The 15,645-nt window shown below is 62.0% G+C and carries 12 protein-coding genes; 11 read left to right on the forward strand and 1 reads right to left on the reverse strand.

Annotated elements, in window-relative coordinates:
- The first annotated feature begins 72 nt into the window (after nt 1-72).
- The 11 genes from pedF (at nt 73) to mqo (ending at nt 13,403) form a co-directional block, all read left to right on the forward strand.
- Entirely contained in the window at nt 73-534 is a 462-nt protein-coding gene (pedF, locus tag HU749_RS15400) for a cytochrome c-550 PedF (protein WP_018604055.1), read from the forward strand.
- A 5-nt stretch (nt 535-539) separates the two neighbouring features.
- A complete protein-coding gene (locus HU749_RS15405) occupies nt 540-1,415 on the forward strand; it encodes a substrate-binding periplasmic protein (protein ID WP_046062354.1) in 876 nt (291 codons plus the stop codon).
- 10 nt (nt 1,416-1,425) lie between these two features.
- Nucleotides 1,426-2,184 carry a quinoprotein dehydrogenase-associated SoxYZ-like carrier gene (locus HU749_RS15410; protein WP_186651030.1) on the forward strand — a complete coding sequence of 253 codons (759 nt, stop codon included), beginning with the start codon at nt 1,426-1,428 and terminating at the stop codon, nt 2,182-2,184.
- Nucleotides 2,185-2,200: 16 nt separating this feature from the next.
- On the forward strand, nt 2,201-3,139 hold the full coding sequence (locus tag HU749_RS15415) for a quinoprotein relay system zinc metallohydrolase 1 (RefSeq protein ID WP_186651028.1): 939 nt from the start codon (nt 2,201-2,203) through the stop codon (nt 3,137-3,139).
- A 312-nt stretch (nt 3,140-3,451) separates the two neighbouring features.
- Entirely contained in the window at nt 3,452-5,227 is a 1,776-nt protein-coding gene (locus HU749_RS15420; protein ID WP_046062357.1) for a PQQ-dependent methanol/ethanol family dehydrogenase, read from the forward strand.
- 283 nt (nt 5,228-5,510) lie between these two features.
- Nucleotides 5,511-7,031: an acetaldehyde dehydrogenase ExaC gene (exaC, locus tag HU749_RS15425; RefSeq protein ID WP_014338422.1), complete on the forward strand. Its 1,521-nt coding sequence runs from the start codon at nt 5,511-5,513 to the stop codon at nt 7,029-7,031.
- A 278-nt stretch (nt 7,032-7,309) separates the two neighbouring features.
- Nucleotides 7,310-7,381 (forward strand): pyrroloquinoline quinone precursor peptide PqqA, encoded by a 72-nt coding sequence (gene pqqA / locus HU749_RS15430; protein WP_003243383.1) that lies wholly within the window; start codon nt 7,310-7,312, stop codon nt 7,379-7,381.
- Nucleotides 7,382-7,513: 132 nt separating this feature from the next.
- Nucleotides 7,514-8,671 (forward strand): alcohol dehydrogenase-like regulatory protein ErcA, encoded by a 1,158-nt coding sequence (gene ercA / locus HU749_RS15435; protein WP_095963606.1) that lies wholly within the window; start codon nt 7,514-7,516, stop codon nt 8,669-8,671.
- Nucleotides 8,655-10,025, forward strand: a complete 1,371-nt coding sequence (locus HU749_RS15440; RefSeq protein ID WP_186651026.1) for a hybrid sensor histidine kinase/response regulator — start codon at nt 8,655-8,657, stop codon at nt 10,023-10,025. Before ercA ends, HU749_RS15440 begins: the two co-directional genes overlap by 17 nt.
- A 145-nt stretch (nt 10,026-10,170) precedes the next feature.
- The gene (locus HU749_RS15445; protein ID WP_225919097.1) at nt 10,171-11,376 is read left to right on the forward strand and encodes an acetyltransferase domain-containing protein; all 1,206 of its coding nucleotides are present in this window, start codon (nt 10,171-10,173) and stop codon (nt 11,374-11,376) included.
- Nucleotides 11,377-11,759: 383 nt separating this feature from the next.
- Nucleotides 11,760-13,403 carry a malate dehydrogenase (quinone) gene (gene mqo / locus HU749_RS15450; RefSeq protein ID WP_014338418.1) on the forward strand — a complete coding sequence of 548 codons (1,644 nt, stop codon included), beginning with the start codon at nt 11,760-11,762 and terminating at the stop codon, nt 13,401-13,403.
- 927 nt (nt 13,404-14,330) lie between these two features.
- Here the strand turns inward: mqo and HU749_RS15455 are convergent.
- Nucleotides 14,331-15,638 carry a CitMHS family transporter gene (locus HU749_RS15455; protein ID WP_018607712.1) on the reverse strand — a complete coding sequence of 436 codons (1,308 nt, stop codon included), beginning with the start codon at nt 15,636-15,638 and terminating at the stop codon, nt 14,331-14,333.
- Between the last annotated feature and the right edge of the window lie 7 nt (nt 15,639-15,645).

A 15,645-nucleotide genomic window follows, 5' to 3' on the forward strand; every position in this document is an offset into this window, starting at 1 on the left:
TGCCGCAGGGTTCCTAAGATGACGGCACGGCCTCCGCAAAGAGGTCTTGCGTGCAATCCAGAGGGCATAACAATGACAACAAAACGCAACGCCATCATCGCTACCGCACTGCTGATGGGGCTGACCGGCGCAGGCTCCGCATGGGCCCATGGCAACGTAGTGCCCCAGGCAGTGGAAACCAAGGGACTGACCCCGATCAAGGACGCCAACTTGCCGTTGGACGCTGATGGGTGGGCTGCCCAGAACCCGTATCGCAACTCCCCCGAGCGTGAAAAAGCCGTGGAAATCGGTGCCTCGGCCTACAACCAGAACTGCGCGGCCTGCCATGGCCTGGAAGCCAAGTCGGGCGGGATCGCTCCGGACCTGCGCATGCTCGACGCCGCCGAAGTCGGCGATGAGTGGTTTGTCGAACGCGTACGTCACGGCGCGGTACGCGACGGCCGGGTCTACATGCCGAAAATGGCCGACTACCTGAGCCAGGAAGCCTTGTGGGCGGTGCGCACCTATCTCGACAGCGTGCACGTCGAGGAGTGATCGTCATGCGCCTGTTCGCGTGGGTAATGTGCAGCCTGCTCCTGTGGGGCCAGGCGGCGCAGGCGCAGGTGCGCAGCTACGACCAGATGATCGCCGCCGGGGAGTTGAAGGTCGCGGTCTACAAGGACTTCGCGCCCTACAGTTTCGAGGACCACGGCCAACCCAGGGGCGTGGACGTGGAGCTGGCCCAGGCCCTGGCCAAAGCGCTCGGCGTGCGCCTGCAATTGATGTGGGCACCGCCGGGCGAAAAACTCGATGACGACCTGCGCGATTACATCTGGCGCAGCAGCCCGTTGCACGAGCGGCAATTGGCCGACCTGATGATGCGCGTGCCTTACGACCACGACTATGCGCAAAAGCGCAACGACATCGGCGAACTGGCAAACGCCCAGGTGGTGATGTTCGGACCTTATCAGCAGGAGTGCTGGCAGGTGGCGTACGACCGGAGCCGGTTGGATTCGGTGGGCAGTGTCGCGGTGTTCCAGCAGCACCCCATTGGCGTTGAAGTCGACAGCGTGCCGTCGTTCTACCTGACGTCGGTGTTCAACGGCATGCTCCGGGCCAAGACCCACCATTACCCCGGTGTCAGCCAGGCCTTCAAGGCCATGCAGGCCGGGGAGGTGGACGCCGTCATGGCCATGCGCGGTGAGGTCGATTGGCAAGTGCACGAGGCGGCCGATCCGCAACTGGCGCTGGCGGAAAACGCCTACCCGAATATGGGCAAGCAACGTTGGGAAATCGGCATGGCGGTGCATGAAAGCAACCGTCAGCTGGCCTATGCGGTGGAAGAGGCGCTGGAAGGCTTGATCCGCGACGGCAGCGTCAAGACCGTCTATGCCCATTACGGCCTGCGTTATGAAGTGCCGGAGATGTATCAATAGGAGCGCCGGGATGAAATGGGTCGTGTGGTGCCTGCTGTGGTGTGGTCTGCCAATGACCGCGTGGGCGGCGGTCGAGCCAGGGAAGGACCCAGTGCCGTCGGTGATGTGGGCCTTCTATCACAAGCAATTACTGGGGGACGCGCCGTTCGTGTTCGATGACCGGGTGCGGTTGCTGGCCCCACCTTTTGCCGAAGACGCACGCCAGGTGCCACTGGAAATCGATGCCCGGGCCTTCACTGGCGACGTCGTGCGGGTGTTGGCCTGGGCCGAACTGAACCCATTGCCGAAAATCGTCGACTTCCAACCGGGGGAGCGGGTGCTGCCCTGGCTGTCGATCCGCATTCGTATCGAACAAGCCACGCCGTTGCGCGCCGCCGTGCAGACCCGCGATGGCCTGTGGCACGTCGGCTCGACGCTGATCGACGCTGCCGGTGGCGGCTGCACCGCGCCCAGCGTGGTGCGCACCCAACCGGGTTGGGAGGAACACTTGGGCGAGGTGCTGGGCGCCCGCTATCCACGAGGCGAGTCGAGCCGCCTGCGCCTGCAGGTGGCCCATCCGATGGATAACGGCCTGGTGAGCGGCACTCCGGAGTTTTTCCTCAACCAGGCGCAACTGCTGGACGCCGACGGCCAGGTGTTGGCGCGCCTGGAACTGTTCCCGGCGGTCAGCGAAAACCCCAACCTGGGTTTCGACATCCCAGGCCCCGGCCAGACTCGCCTGTTGCTGCGCGATAACAGCGGCAATACGTTCGAGGCGGCGATTCCCTGACCACAAGGAGCGCGCCATGCGCTGGTTGTTGCTGATGTTCCTGAGCCTGTGCTGGCCGACGTGGGCCGGTACGGACTACGCACTCAAGCCCCGGCAGATTGCCGAAGGCACCTGGCTGCTGGAAGGCAGCACCGAGAATTTTGCCAAGGCCAACGGCGGCAACATCGTCAACACCGCGTTCATCGTCACCGATGCCGGCGTGGTGGTGATCGACACCGGGCCGTCGAAGCGCTACGGCGAGGCGCTGCGCGAGGCGATTGCCGCGACCACCGATAAACCGGTCATCCAAGTCCTGCTGACCCATCACCACCCCGACCATGTACTGGGCAACCAAGCCTTCAGCGATGTGCCCATTGGCGCCTTGGCGGGCACCACCGACCTGCTGCGGCAACAGGGGGATGCGCTGGCGGAAAACATGTACCGGCTGGTGGGCGACTGGATGCGCGGCACCGAGGTGGTGTTACCGACCCGGGAGCTGGCTGCCGGGACCCTGACCGTCGGTGACCATTCGTTGCGCTTGCTGCCACTGGCCGGGCACACCGGGGCCGACCTGGCGATCCTCGACGAAACCACTGGCGTGCTGTTTGCCGGCGACCTGGTGTTTTACGAGCGGGCCCTGACCACCCCCAACAGCCCCGGTCTGGAGGTCTGGCTCAGGGACCTGGACACCCTGCAGGCCTTGCCCTGGAAGCAAATCGTGCCCGGCCATGGCCCGGTCGCGACCGACGCCCGGCCCTTCGCGCAGATGCGCGACTACCTGGGCTGGCTCGACCAACTGATGCGCGACGGCGCGGCGCGGGGTGACGACATGGCCGAGATGATCCGCAGCCCCATTCCCGAGCGCTTTGCCGGGATCAGCCTGAGTCGGTATGAGTTGATTCGCAGCGTCAGCCATCTCTATCCGCGCTATGAGCGGGCAGGGATGACGCGGGTGGACACCCACGACCCTGACTGAACGAACACCCCTGTGGCGAGGGGATTTATCCCCGCTGGGGCGCGAAGCGGCCCTCTATCTTTGCTGGCTATTGGTGTGACCGAACTGACTCAGGGGGCTGCTGCGCAGCCCAGCGGGGATAAATCCCCTCGCCACAAGGGTTGGTACATGCCGCGGGGAGTGTGGATACAGGCACTGTCCACCCTTCACATGTACCAAGGAACTAGAAAACTCAACACAGCGGGTAATTGTTGGCTACGGCCCCGAGCCCAAGAATCTGTGGCAGACCGGGAAAAATTCCCGGGTATAACAATAACCGCAGAGGTAGCCGTCATGAGTCATCCCGCACGTCGCCAACCCTTCGCCGTGAGCCTGCTGCTCAGTGCCATGCTGCTGTCCGGTTCGGCCCTTGCAGCCGTGACCGATCAGGAAATTCTCCAGGACCCGAAAAACCCGCAGCAGATCGTGACCAACGGCCTGGGCGTCCAGGGCCAGCGCTACAGCCCGCTCGATACCCTCAATGTCAATAACGTCAAGGATCTGCGCCCGGTCTGGGCGTTCTCCTTCGGTGGCGAAAAGCAGCGCGGCCAGCAGGCCCAACCGATGATCAAGGACGGGGTGATGTACCTCACCGGTTCCTATTCGCGGGTGTTCGCGGTGGATGCGCGCACCGGCAAGAAGCTGTGGCAATACGATGCGCGCCTGCCCGATGACATCCGCCCTTGCTGCGACGTGATCAATCGCGGCGTGGCCTTGTATGGCGACCTGGTGTTCTTCGGCACCCTCGATGCCAAGCTGGTGGCCTTGAACAAGGACACCGGCAAGGTGGTGTGGAGCAAGAAGGTGGCCGACCACAAGGAAGGTTATTCCATCAGCGCCGCGCCCATGATCGTGAATGGCAAACTCATCACTGGCGTGGCCGGGGGCGAGTTCGGCGTGGTTGGCCAGATCAGCGCGTTCGATCCGAAAAATGGCGCATTGCTGTGGACCCGGCCGACCGTGGAAGGCCACATGGGCTACGTCTACAAGGACGGCAAGGCGGTCGAGAACGGCATCTCCGGCGGCGAAGCCGGCAAGACCTGGCCGGGCGACCTCTGGAAAACCGGCGGCGCCGCACCTTGGCTGGGCGGCTACTACGACCCGGAAACGAACCTGCTGCTGTTCGGCACCGGCAACCCGGCTCCATGGAACTCCCACCTGCGTCCTGGCGACAACCTCTATTCGTCGTCGCGCCTGGCCCTGAACCCGGACGACGGCACCATCAAGTGGCACTTCCAGAGCACGCCTCACGACGGCTGGGACTATGACGGCGTCAATGAACTGATCTCGTTCAACTACAAGGAAGGCGGCAAGGACATCAAGGCGGCAGCGACTGCTGACCGTAACGGCTTCTTCTACGTGCTTGACCGCACCAACGGCAAGTTCATCCGTGGCTTCCCGTTTGTCGACAAGATCACCTGGGCCACTGGCCTGGACAAGGATGGGCGGCCGATCTACAACGAGGCCAGCCGTCCGGGTGCGCCGGGCAGCGAAGCCAAGGGCAGTTCGGTGTTCGTTGCACCGGCGTTCCTCGGTGCAAAAAACTGGATGCCGATGGCCTACAACCAGGACACTGGCCTGTTCTACGTGCCGTCCAACGAATGGGGCATGGACATCTGGAACGAAGGCATCGCCTACAAGAAAGGCGCGGCGTTCCTCGGCGCCGGTTTCACCATCAAGCCGCTGAACGAGGAGTACATCGGCGTGCTGCGGGCCATCGATCCCAAGACTGGCAAGGAAGTCTGGCGCCACAAGAACTACGCGCCGCTGTGGGGTGGGGTCCTGACCACCAAGGGCAACCTGGTGTTCACCGGCACGCCTGAAGGGTTCCTACAGGCGTTCAACGCCAAGACCGGGGAAAAGGTCTGGGAATTCCAGACCGGCTCCGGCGTGCTCGGCTCGCCCATCACCTGGGAAATGGACGGCGAGCAATACGTCTCCGTGGTCTCCGGCTGGGGCGGCGCGGTGCCGCTGTGGGGCGGTGAGGTGGCCAAGCGCGTGAAGGACTTCAACCAGGGCGGCATGCTCTGGACCTTCAAGTTGCCGAAGGACTTGGTGGTCAAGCGCTAGTAAATAATGAGCCGAGCGTTGCCCTTGTGGTGACTGCTCTGTGGGAGCAAAGCTTGCTCGCGATGCAGTCGCCTCGGTTTCCTGGGAGACCGCATCGCCTTCATCGCGGGCAAGCCTTGCTCCCACAGACGTTTCGCCAAATAGCCTCGTCCCAATGCTTGAAATCTACGACCAAATAACGAGAGTCCCCCTGCCAACGACGCATTCGTCCGGCAGCCGGGGCTCTCTACCATCGGCCTATCGCCTGTCCCGTGACAGGCATCGACCAGGCAGAGGCCCCATCATGATCTACGCACAACCCGGAACCCCAGGCGCCGTCGTTACCTTCAAGCCGCGTTATGGCAACTTCATCGGCGGCGAATTCGTCGCGCCGGTCAACGGCGAGTACTTCACGAACAGCTCCCCGGTCAATGGCGAAGTCATTGCCGAATTCCCGCGCTCCAGCGCCGCCGACATCGACAAGGCACTGGATGCCGCACACGCCGCAGCTGATGCCTGGGGCAAGACCTCGGTGCAGGACCGTTCCCTGGTGCTGCTGAAAATCGCCGACCGTATCGAGCAGAATCTGGAAATCCTCGCTGTCAGCGAAACCTGGGACAACGGCAAGGCCGTGCGCGAAACCCTCAATGCCGACGTGCCGCTGGCGGCCGACCATTTCCGTTATTTCGCCGGCTGCATCCGCGCCCAAGAGGGTGGAGCGGCCGAGATCAACGAACTGACCACGGCCTATCATTTCCACGAGCCGCTGGGTGTGGTCGGGCAGATCATCCCGTGGAACTTCCCGCTGCTGATGGCTGCCTGGAAACTCGCCCCGGCCCTGGCTGCTGGTAACTGCATCGTGCTCAAGCCGGCTGAACAGACGCCGCTGTCGATCATGGTCTTCATCGAGCTGGTCGCCGACCTGCTGCCGCCCGGCGTGCTGAATATCGTCCATGGTTTCGGTCGCGAAGCCGGTGAAGCCCTGGCTACCAGCAAGCGCATCGCCAAGATCGCCTTCACCGGCTCCACCCCGGTGGGCTCGCACATCATGAAATGCGCCGCCGAGAACATCATCCCGTCCACCGTGGAACTGGGCGGCAAGTCGCCGAACATCTTCTTTGAAGACATCATGCAGGCCGAGCCGGCCTTCATCGAGAAAGCCGCCGAAGGCCTGGTACTGGCGTTCTTCAACCAGGGCGAAGTCTGCACCTGCCCATCTCGCGCCCTGGTGCAAGAGTCGATCTACGTGCCGTTCATGGCCGAGGTGATGAAAAAAATCGCCAAGATCAAGCGTGGCAACCCGCTGGACACCGAAACCATGGTCGGCGCCCAGGCATCCGAGCAGCAATTCGACAAGATCCTCTCGTACCTTGAAATTGCCCAGCAAGAGGGTGCCGAGTTGCTCACTGGCGGTGCTGCCGAGCGACTTGAGGGGGATTTGTCGAGCGGCTATTACATCCAGCCGACCCTGCTCAAGGGCCACAACAAAATGCGCGTGTTCCAGGAAGAAATCTTCGGCCCGGTAGTGGGCGTGACCACCTTCAAGGACGAAGCCGAAGCCCTGGCGATCGCCAACGACACCGAGTTCGGCCTCGGCGCCGGTCTCTGGACCCGCGACATCAACCGCGCCTACCGCATGGGCCGTGCGATCAAGGCCGGTCGTGTGTGGACCAACTGCTACCACCTGTACCCGGCGCACGCCGCGTTTGGTGGCTACAAGAAATCTGGCGTGGGTCGTGAGACGCACAAGATGATGCTCGACCACTACCAGCAGACCAAGAACCTGCTGGTGAGCTACGACATCAATCCGTTGGGGTTCTTCTAACCCAATAACACAGCACGACACCTTGTGGGAGCGAGCTTGCTGTGGGAGCAAGGCTTGCCCGCGATACAGGCGACTCGGTCTCCGGTCAGGCCGAGGCGACTCATCGCGAGCAAGCTTTGCTCCCACAGTAAGCCTTGCTCTCACAATGGGGTTTGTCGCTCTCCTGAATTGCTACCAACGCACCCCACCCACCGCTTCGAAAGTAGCATTCGAGCCCCAGGCGTGGCGTGCATTAATGACCTTGCCGGAATCGCCCGGTACAAGAAGAGGAAAGACCCATGTGGACTAAACCCGCGTACACCGACCTGCGTATTGGCTTTGAAGTGACGATGTACTTCGCCAACCGATGAGTGCCGGCCCGGCCTGACGCGTTCAGGCCGGGCTACCCAATGGTCTGATTGCAATCACGGTGGGATGCTTTAGGCTCAAGGTATCCCAAAACAATAACAACAGGCTTACCGATGAGCCACGTACCTGAAAAGATGAGCCTCAGCCCGCTGCGCAAGTTCGTTTCTCCTGAAATCATGTTCGGTGCCGGTTGTCGGCACAATGTCGGCAATTACGCCAAGACCTTCGGTGCACGCAAGGTGCTGATCGTCACCGATCCCGGGGTCATTGCCGCCGGTTGGGTGGCTGACGTCGAAGCCAGTCTCCAGGCCCAAGGCATCGATTACTGCGTCTACAGCGCAGTCTCGCCCAACCCGCGGGTCGAGGAAGTGATGCTCGGTGCCGACCTTTACCGGGAAAACCATTGCGATGTCATCGTCGCGGTGGGCGGTGGCAGCCCCATGGATTGCGGCAAAGGCATCGGCATTGTCGTTGCCCACGGTCGCAACATCCTCGAGTTCGAAGGCGTCGACACCCTGCACGTGCCCAGCCCGCCGCTGATCCTGATTCCCACCACGGCGGGGACGTCGGCTGATGTGTCGCAATTCGTGATCATCTCCAACCAGCAAGAGCGGATGAAATTCTCCATTGTCAGCAAGGCGGCGGTGCCGGACGTATCGTTGATCGACCCGGAAACCACCCTGAGCATGGACCCGTTCCTGTCCGCCTGTACCGGCATCGACGCCCTGGTGCATGCCATCGAGGCGTTCGTGTCCACCGGTCACGGCCCGTTGACCGACCCCCATGCGCTGGAAGCGATGCGCCTGATCAACGGCAACCTGGTGCAGATGATCGCCAACCCGGCGGACATCGCCCTGCGGGAAAAAATCATGCTGGGCAGCATGCAGGCCGGGCTGGCGTTCTCCAACGCAATCCTTGGGGCCGTGCACGCGATGTCCCACAGCCTGGGCGGTTTCCTCGATTTGCCCCATGGTTTGTGCAACGCGGTACTGGTGGAGCATGTGGTGGCGTTCAACTACAACTCGGCACCGGAGCGTTTCAAGGTGATTGCCGAGACGCTGGGCATCGACTGCCGGGGGCTCAACCACCGGCAGATCCGCACCCGGCTGGTGGAGCACCTGATTGCCCTCAAGCGCACCATCGGTTTCCACGAGACCCTGGGCCTGCACGGCGTGAGCACCTCGGACATTCCGTTCCTGTCGCAACATGCGATGCACGACCCGTGCATCCTCACCAACCCTCGGGAGTCTAGCCAGCGGGATGTCGAGGTCGTCTATGGCGAAGCCCTCTGACGAGCAGCAAAAAGCCCTGGCCGGGCTGCTGGGGCTGGGCAATCACTCAACGCGCAAGAGTCACTACCCGGAACTGGCGGCGCGCCTCGATGAGCTGGAACAGGCCCGGCAACACCTGCAACAGCTCAATGACCAACTGGAGCAGCGGGTGGCCGAGCGCACCGATGCGCTGTTGGAAGCCAACCACAACCTGCAGCAGCAGATTGCCCAGCGCGAGCTGGTCGAACAGCAATTGCGCGACGCCCGGGACGTCGCCCAGGCCGCCAACCGCAGCAAGGACAAATACCTGGCCGCCGCCAGCCATGACCTGTTGCAGCCACTCAACGCGGCACGCCTGCTGATCGCCACCTTGCGTGAACGCCAATTGCCTGCCGCCGAACATGTGTTGGTCGAACGCACTCATCAGGCGCTCGAAGGGGCCGAAGACCTGCTCACCGACCTGCTGGACATTTCCCGGCTGGACCAGGCCGCCGTCAAGCCCGACCTGGCGCCGTATCGGCTGGATGAGTTGTTGGGGCCGCTGGTTTCCGAGTTTCAATCGGTGGCCGGCGCCGCGGGGTTGGATCTGCGGGTGCGCTTTGGCGACGAAGCGGTGCTGACCGACCTGCGATTGATCAGCCGTATCCTGCGCAACCTGCTGAGCAATGCCTGCCGCTACACCGCTCAGGGCGCAATTCTGCTGGCGGCCCGGCGCCGGGGAGGGCAGTTGAGCATTGAGGTCTGGGACACAGGGCGGGGCATCGCGGCCGATTGCCTGGAGTCGATTTTCCTCGAGTTCAATCAGCTCGACGTTGGCCGGGCGGCGGATCGCAAAGGCGTGGGTCTGGGGTTGGCGATTGTCGAACGCATCGCCCACATCCTCGGTTACCGGGTCCAGGTGCGTTCTCGGCCAGGGCGGGGCTCGGTGTTCAGTATCGAGGTGCCGCTGTCCGCCGAAAAACCACTGCCCGTGTCCCAGGTCCCGGTACAGGCGGTCGCCGGCAACCCGCTGCCGGGGCGCCGTCTATTGGTGATCGACAACGAACTGAGCATCCTGCAAAGCATGGCCGCGCTGTTGGGGCAGTGGGGCTGCGAAGTCTTGACCGCCACCGACGAAGCGGGCGCCCTTGATGTGCTGCAAGGGCGAGCGCCGGAGTTGATCCTGGCGGATTTCCACTTGGATCATGGGGTTGTGGGGTGTGAAGTGGTCAAGCACCTGCGCGAGCATTTCCACCAGGCGATCCCGGCCGTGATCATCACCGCCGACCGCAGCGACCAATGCCGCCGCGCCTTGCGCAAGCTGGATGCGCCGCTGCTCAACAAGCCGGTCAAGCCTGGCAAGTTGCGGGCGGTGTTGAGTCAGATGCTCGGGTAGCGACTCCGAGGTATGAACACACCAAACCTGTGGGAGCGAGCCTGCTCGCGACAGCGATTTCTGTTATGTTATCCGCTTTTGTTTGGCAGGAATTCTCATTCCTGTCCATGTGCGGAATCAACGCCCTTACCCTCCGAGTAATGCCATGAGTCTCTTCCCAAGCATGACGACCCCGTCCGGTATCATCGCGCCTGCACTTGCCACCAGCACCGCCAGAACCCATGTGCGCATGCTCGCCATCGATGCCCTGCGGGGTTTCGTCATGCTGCTGATGCTGGTGGATCACGTGCGCGAGACGTTCCTGTTGCACCGTCAGGTCACCGACCCCATCGATGCGCTGAGCGTGGCCCCGGACCTGTATTTCACCCGTCTGCTCAGCACGCTCTGTGCCCCGGTTTTCATCTTTCTCACCGGTTTGTCGGCCTGGCTCTATAGCCAGAAGCACGGCGCCGGCCAGACCTCGGTGTTCCTGCTCAAGCGTGGCTTGTTCCTGGTCTTCCTGGAACTCACCTTCGTGTGTTTTGCCTGGACCGCCGAGTTCCCGCCCAAGACCCTGTGGCTGCAAGTGATCTGGTGCATCGGCATCTGCATGATCGTGCTGGCCGCGTTGCTGCACCTCAAGCGCAGTTGGCTGATCGTCCTCGGGGTGGCCATCGTCGCCGGGCACAACCTGCTGGACGGTGTGGTGCTGGGGCCTGATTCTCCATTTTTCGTGCCATGGTCGATTCTTCATCAACGGGCGTTTATCGATATCACCGAGTTCACCCGCGCCCGCACCACGTATCCGGTGCTGCCGTGGATCGGCGTGATCCTGCTGGGCTGGGCCATCGGGCCGTGGTTTTGCAAGGACGTCGAGCCCGCCGTGCGCTTGCACCGGTTGTTCAAGATGGGCTTGGGCCTGTTGCTGGCCTTCGCGTTCATCCGGTACTTGAACGTGTACGGCGACAAACCCTGGATCGAGAGCGGCGACGTGCTGCGCACCCTCATGAGCTTCATGAGCGCGACGAAGTATCCGCCGTCGCTGATGTTCCTGATGCCGACCTTGGGAATAGGCTTGATGTTGCTGGCGCTGTTCGAGAAAGCCCAGGAACGGGGGACCATTGCGCTATTGGCGATCTATGGTGGTGCACCGATGTTCTTCTACCTGTTGCACCTTTACGTGCTCAAGGCCCTGTACCTGATTGCAGTTGCCATCTGGGGCACCAACCAGGGTGCCTATTTCGGCTTCGATGATTTGCCCATGGTGTGGTTGTGGAGTGTGCTGCTGGGGGTCGTGCTGTTTTTCCCGACACGTTGGTTTGCCGGACTCAAGCAACGTCGTCGTGATATCGCGATCCTCAAGTATCTCTGACCGGACAGGCCCTGACCCCACGGACGGCACCGATCAGGGCCATTAAAATGCCGTCATTTGGTCGGCGTTTTTGCCCGGAATGTAAAAAGACGCTTCGATCTGTTTATTTCCTTATGTAAACTCCCCCCGCTGCGACAATCGGGCACGGCCACGCCAGGCCCGATGAACACCGTTTGCAGCATCCCTCGCCCCAGCTGAAGCCAAGACCTACAAGAAGTCAGCGCCGGAGAGACATAAACGAGAGGCCGACGTATTGCTCGGCCCTGTAGGTCCATCCTCCGGTCCTTCTCGATAGCCGCCCTGCTGGCGTTGCCGGCCATGGCCGTGGTCTATCCTTGATCAGGACAGGTGGACGGAATGGCGTTCATCCTAGGGATACACACATGTTGAAGAAAACACACACGGCGCTACTGGGCCTGGCGATGGCGATGGGTCTTGCGACCACGCACGCCGCCGAGCCAAAAAAAGTGGATGTCTTGCTCATTGGTGGGGGCATCATGAGTTCGACACTCGGCGTCTGGCTCAATGAGCTGGAGCCGGGCTGGACCATGGAAATGGTCGAGCGCCTGGACGGTGTTGCCGAAGAGAGCTCCAACGGCTGGAACAATGCCGGTACTGGTCACTCTGCGCTGGCCGAGCTGAACTACACGCCGGAAGACAAGAACGGCAAGGTCGAGATCGTCAAGGCCGTTGAAATCAACGAAGCTTTCCAGATCTCCCGTCAATTCTGGTCCTGGCAGGTCAAGAACGGTGTGCTGAAGAACCCGCGTTCGTTCATCAACTCCACGCCGCACATGAGCTTCGTTTGGGGTGATGACAACATCGCGTTCCTGAAGAAGCGCTACGAAGCCCTCCAGGCCAGCCCGTTGTTCGCCGGCATGCAGTATTCCGAAGATCGCGAGCAGATCAGCAAGTGGGTTCCGCTGATGATGCAAGGGCGAGACCCGAGCCAGAAAGTCGCGGCCACCTGGAGTCCACTGGGCACCGACGTGAACTTCGGCGAAATCACACGTCAGTTCGCGGCTTACCTGCAAACCAAGCCGAACTTCTCCCTCAAGCTGTCCAGCGAAGTGGAAGAGATCACCCGCAACGAAGACGGCACCTGGCGCGTTTCGTACAAGAACCTCAAAGACGGTACCGAAACCGAGACCGACGCCAAGTTCGTGTTCATCGGCGCCGGCGGCGGTGCCTTGCACCTGCTGCAGAAGTCCGACATCCCGGAAGCGCGTGAGTACGCAGGTTTCCCGGTGGGTGGTTCGTTCCTGGTCACCGAAAACCCGACCGTCGCCCAACTGCACCTGGCCAAGGCCTACGGCAAGGCTTCGGTGGGCGCACCGCCGATGTCGGTTCCGCACCTGGACACCCGTGTGCTCGACGGCAAGCGCGTGATCCTGTTTGGCCCGTTCGCAACCTTCTCCACCAAGTTCCTGAAGAACGGTTCGTACTTCGACCTGCTGACCAGCACCACCACGCACAACGTGTGGCCGATGACCAAGGTTGGTATCGAACAGTACCCACTGGTCGAGTACCTTGCCGGTCAACTGATGCTGTCGGATGAAGATCGCTTCAACGCCCTGAAAGAGTACTTCCCGGAGGCCAAGCAGGAAGACTGGCGCCTGTGGCAGGCTGGCCAGCGCGTGCAGATCATCAAGCGTGACGAAGAGAAGGGCGGCGTGCTGAAACTCGGCACCGAAGTGGTCGCGTCCCAGGACGGCAGCATCGCCGGCCTGCTGGGTGCCTCGCCAGGCGCTTCGACCGCTGCACCGATCATGCTGACCGTGCTTGAGAAAGTCTTCAAGGACAAGGTTGCCAGCCCGGCCTGGCAGGAAAAACTGCGCCAGATCGTGCCGAGCTACGGCACCAAGCTCAACGAAAGCCCTGAGCGTGTTGCCCAGGAATGGGCGTATACCAGCGAGGTTCTGCAACTGGACCCGCCACCGGCAATCGGCAAGCCAGCCGCTAACGTGGCACCGGCCAAGCCGGGCGCAGCCCCGCAAGCGAATCCAGCGGCTGACATGGCGCTGTAAGCCGGACGCTGTCTGGTGAGGTACAAGAACGCTGCGTATTGAGCGTAATGCTGTTCACTTAAGGATACGGCGCTTTTTCCGAGGGAGGGGAAGGCGCCGTTTTCTTTGGTGTTGGTGTTGGTGTTGGGTACATATCCTTTGCTGCGGTAACGGCGGCTTAGGGTTCCGCCCTGACGGCGGCTCACTTTTGAAAAGCCCGGGAGCCGGCCCAGTCAAAAGTAAGCAAAACGCTCTTGCCCCACCACTTGGCACCTCGCCTAGGCTCGGTGTGCCCCAGATCAAGATCAAAAGCGAGGCGGCCTAACAGCCGGCCTGGTTCTCCCGGTCGTACACCCCTCTGATCTGTGGGAGCAAAGCTTGCTCGCGAGGGGCCTAACAGCTGGCCTATCTCTCCGGCCGTACCCCCGATCCTATTGTGTGCGAGCTTGCTCGCGATAGCGGTGTGTCAGTCAGTATTTGAATTGAATGATGAATTGCAATCGCGAGCAAGCTCGCTCCCACAGGAGAAGTTCCCACAGGAGAAACGCGATCACCCAGAACCAGGTCGGCTGTTAGGCCGCCTCGCGGTGGACGTTGATCTCGGCGCCCCGTTAACCACGCTGTGCCGAACGCAGGTATTGCGCAGTGGGCAACCCGGCATGGATGCCGGGTTAGCCGCGCTGGGCCATGGATGGCCCTTCGCGGCGGGCCCACGGAGCAATGCCGGAGTGAGGGCATGCCGAGCCTAAGCGAGGCACCAAGTGGTGGGGCAAAAGCGCTTTGGTTACTTTCGACTGGGCCGGCTTCCGGGCTTTTCGAAAGTGACCCGCCGTCAGGGCGGAACCCTAAGTGGCCGTGACCGCAACAACGGATATACACACCGATCCCAAAGGACAATCGCCCCCAAACGCTTGAGCAGCAGTGCCTGGGCCTCATCAAACGCATCCGTCACACCTGTACCGCTCCAGTCATCACGGCGAAGGCGAGCATCACCAGGCTGACGCCCCAGGCCCAGAAGAACGTATAGGCGATGTGCTTGCGCAGCTCTACGCCGGACAACGCCAGCGCCAGGTACACGCTGGGCACCACCGGGCTGATGGAGAATCCGGTGTTCTCGCCGATCAGCATGGCCCGGGCCACGGCCTCGAGGGGGACACCCGCGGCAGCGGCCACGTCCTTGATCACCGGCAGCAGGGCGAAATAGTAGGCGTCCGGTGAGAAGATCATCCCCAGGGGAACGCCGAAGAAGCCGACGATCACATGCAGATACTGGGCAGCGCCCGCTGGCATGATATCGATCAGTGCCAAGGCCATGCCATCGGACATCTTCGCGCCGGAGAGCACGCCCAGCAGGACGGCAGCGGCCATCATCACCAGGACCATTTGCAGCGCATCGGAGGCATGCGCCTTGAGGCGTTCGGCCTGGGCGTCCAGGGACGGGAAGTTCAAGGGCAGGGCGATGCCCAGTCCCACCATGAAACAGGCATACAAAGGAAAGATGCCGGTGAACAGGCACGCCAGGATCCCACCGGTCAGCGCCACGTTCAGCCAGTAGCGCAGCTCCCGGGGAGAGAGGGCGAATTCGCGGTCTTGGGGTTGCAGGCTGTCCATGTCACACGTTGCAGCCGCCCCCAGCGACATCGGTTGGCGACGCTGGGCGCGCAAGCCCAATACGGTCGCGACAACGAGCATGCACGTCAGGCCCACCATCTGCACCGGCAGCAAGCCTAGCCACAGTTGGGTGGCATCCAGCCCCGACACGGCGGCGGCGCGTGCAGTCGTTCCACCCCAAGGGACCATATTGATCACGCCGGCCGTGGTGCCAACCAGGCACAACAGCATCGCCGGGCTCATGTTCAGGCGCTTATACAAGGGCAGCAGGGCCGGGATGGTCAGCAAGAACGTGGCGGCGCCGACGCCGTCGAGATGGACCACTGACGTCACCAATACCGTCACCAGTGCCACGGCCAGCGGTTTGCCGCCTGTGCTGCGGATCAGCAGGTTGACCAAGGGATCGAACAATCCCCGGTCACGCATGATGCCGAAGAACAGGATGGCAAACAGGAACAGTGCTGCGGTCGGGGCCACCGTGATCAGGCCGGTCTTGATGAATTCACCGATCTGCCCGAGATTGAAGCCGGCCAACAGGCAAACGATCACGGGAAGGGTGGTGAACGCCACCACCGGACTGATCCTGCGCAGCAATATCAATCCGATAATGGCGAGCATCATCAGGAAACCCAGGGTTGTAATCATGTTGCAG

The organism is Pseudomonas ogarae (genome assembly GCF_014268695.2).
GTDB lineage: Bacteria > Pseudomonadota > Gammaproteobacteria > Pseudomonadales > Pseudomonadaceae > Aquipseudomonas > Aquipseudomonas kilonensis.

Excerpts from the sequence above, each read along its gene's own strand:
- mqo (WP_014338418.1), top strand. The coding sequence starts at position 11,760 with ATGTTGAAGAAAACACACACGGCGCTACTGGGCCTGGCGATGGCGATG.
- ercA (WP_095963606.1), top strand. The coding sequence starts at position 7,514 with ATGAGCCTCAGCCCGCTGCGCAAGTTCGTTTCTCCTGAAATCATGTTC.
- HU749_RS15410 (WP_186651030.1), top strand. The coding sequence starts at position 1,426 with ATGAAATGGGTCGTGTGGTGCCTGCTGTGGTGTGGTCTGCCAATGACC.
- HU749_RS15420 (WP_046062357.1), top strand. The coding sequence starts at position 3,452 with ATGAGTCATCCCGCACGTCGCCAACCCTTCGCCGTGAGCCTGCTGCTC.
- HU749_RS15415 (WP_186651028.1), top strand. The coding sequence starts at position 2,201 with ATGCGCTGGTTGTTGCTGATGTTCCTGAGCCTGTGCTGGCCGACGTGG.
- HU749_RS15455 (WP_018607712.1), bottom strand. The coding sequence starts at position 15,638 with ATGATTACAACCCTGGGTTTCCTGATGATGCTCGCCATTATCGGATTG.
- HU749_RS15440 (WP_186651026.1), top strand. The coding sequence starts at position 8,655 with ATGGCGAAGCCCTCTGACGAGCAGCAAAAAGCCCTGGCCGGGCTGCTG.
- exaC (WP_014338422.1), top strand. The coding sequence starts at position 5,511 with ATGATCTACGCACAACCCGGAACCCCAGGCGCCGTCGTTACCTTCAAG.
- HU749_RS15445 (WP_225919097.1), top strand. The coding sequence starts at position 10,171 with ATGAGTCTCTTCCCAAGCATGACGACCCCGTCCGGTATCATCGCGCCT.
- pedF (WP_018604055.1), top strand. The coding sequence starts at position 73 with ATGACAACAAAACGCAACGCCATCATCGCTACCGCACTGCTGATGGGG.
- HU749_RS15405 (WP_046062354.1), top strand. The coding sequence starts at position 540 with ATGCGCCTGTTCGCGTGGGTAATGTGCAGCCTGCTCCTGTGGGGCCAG.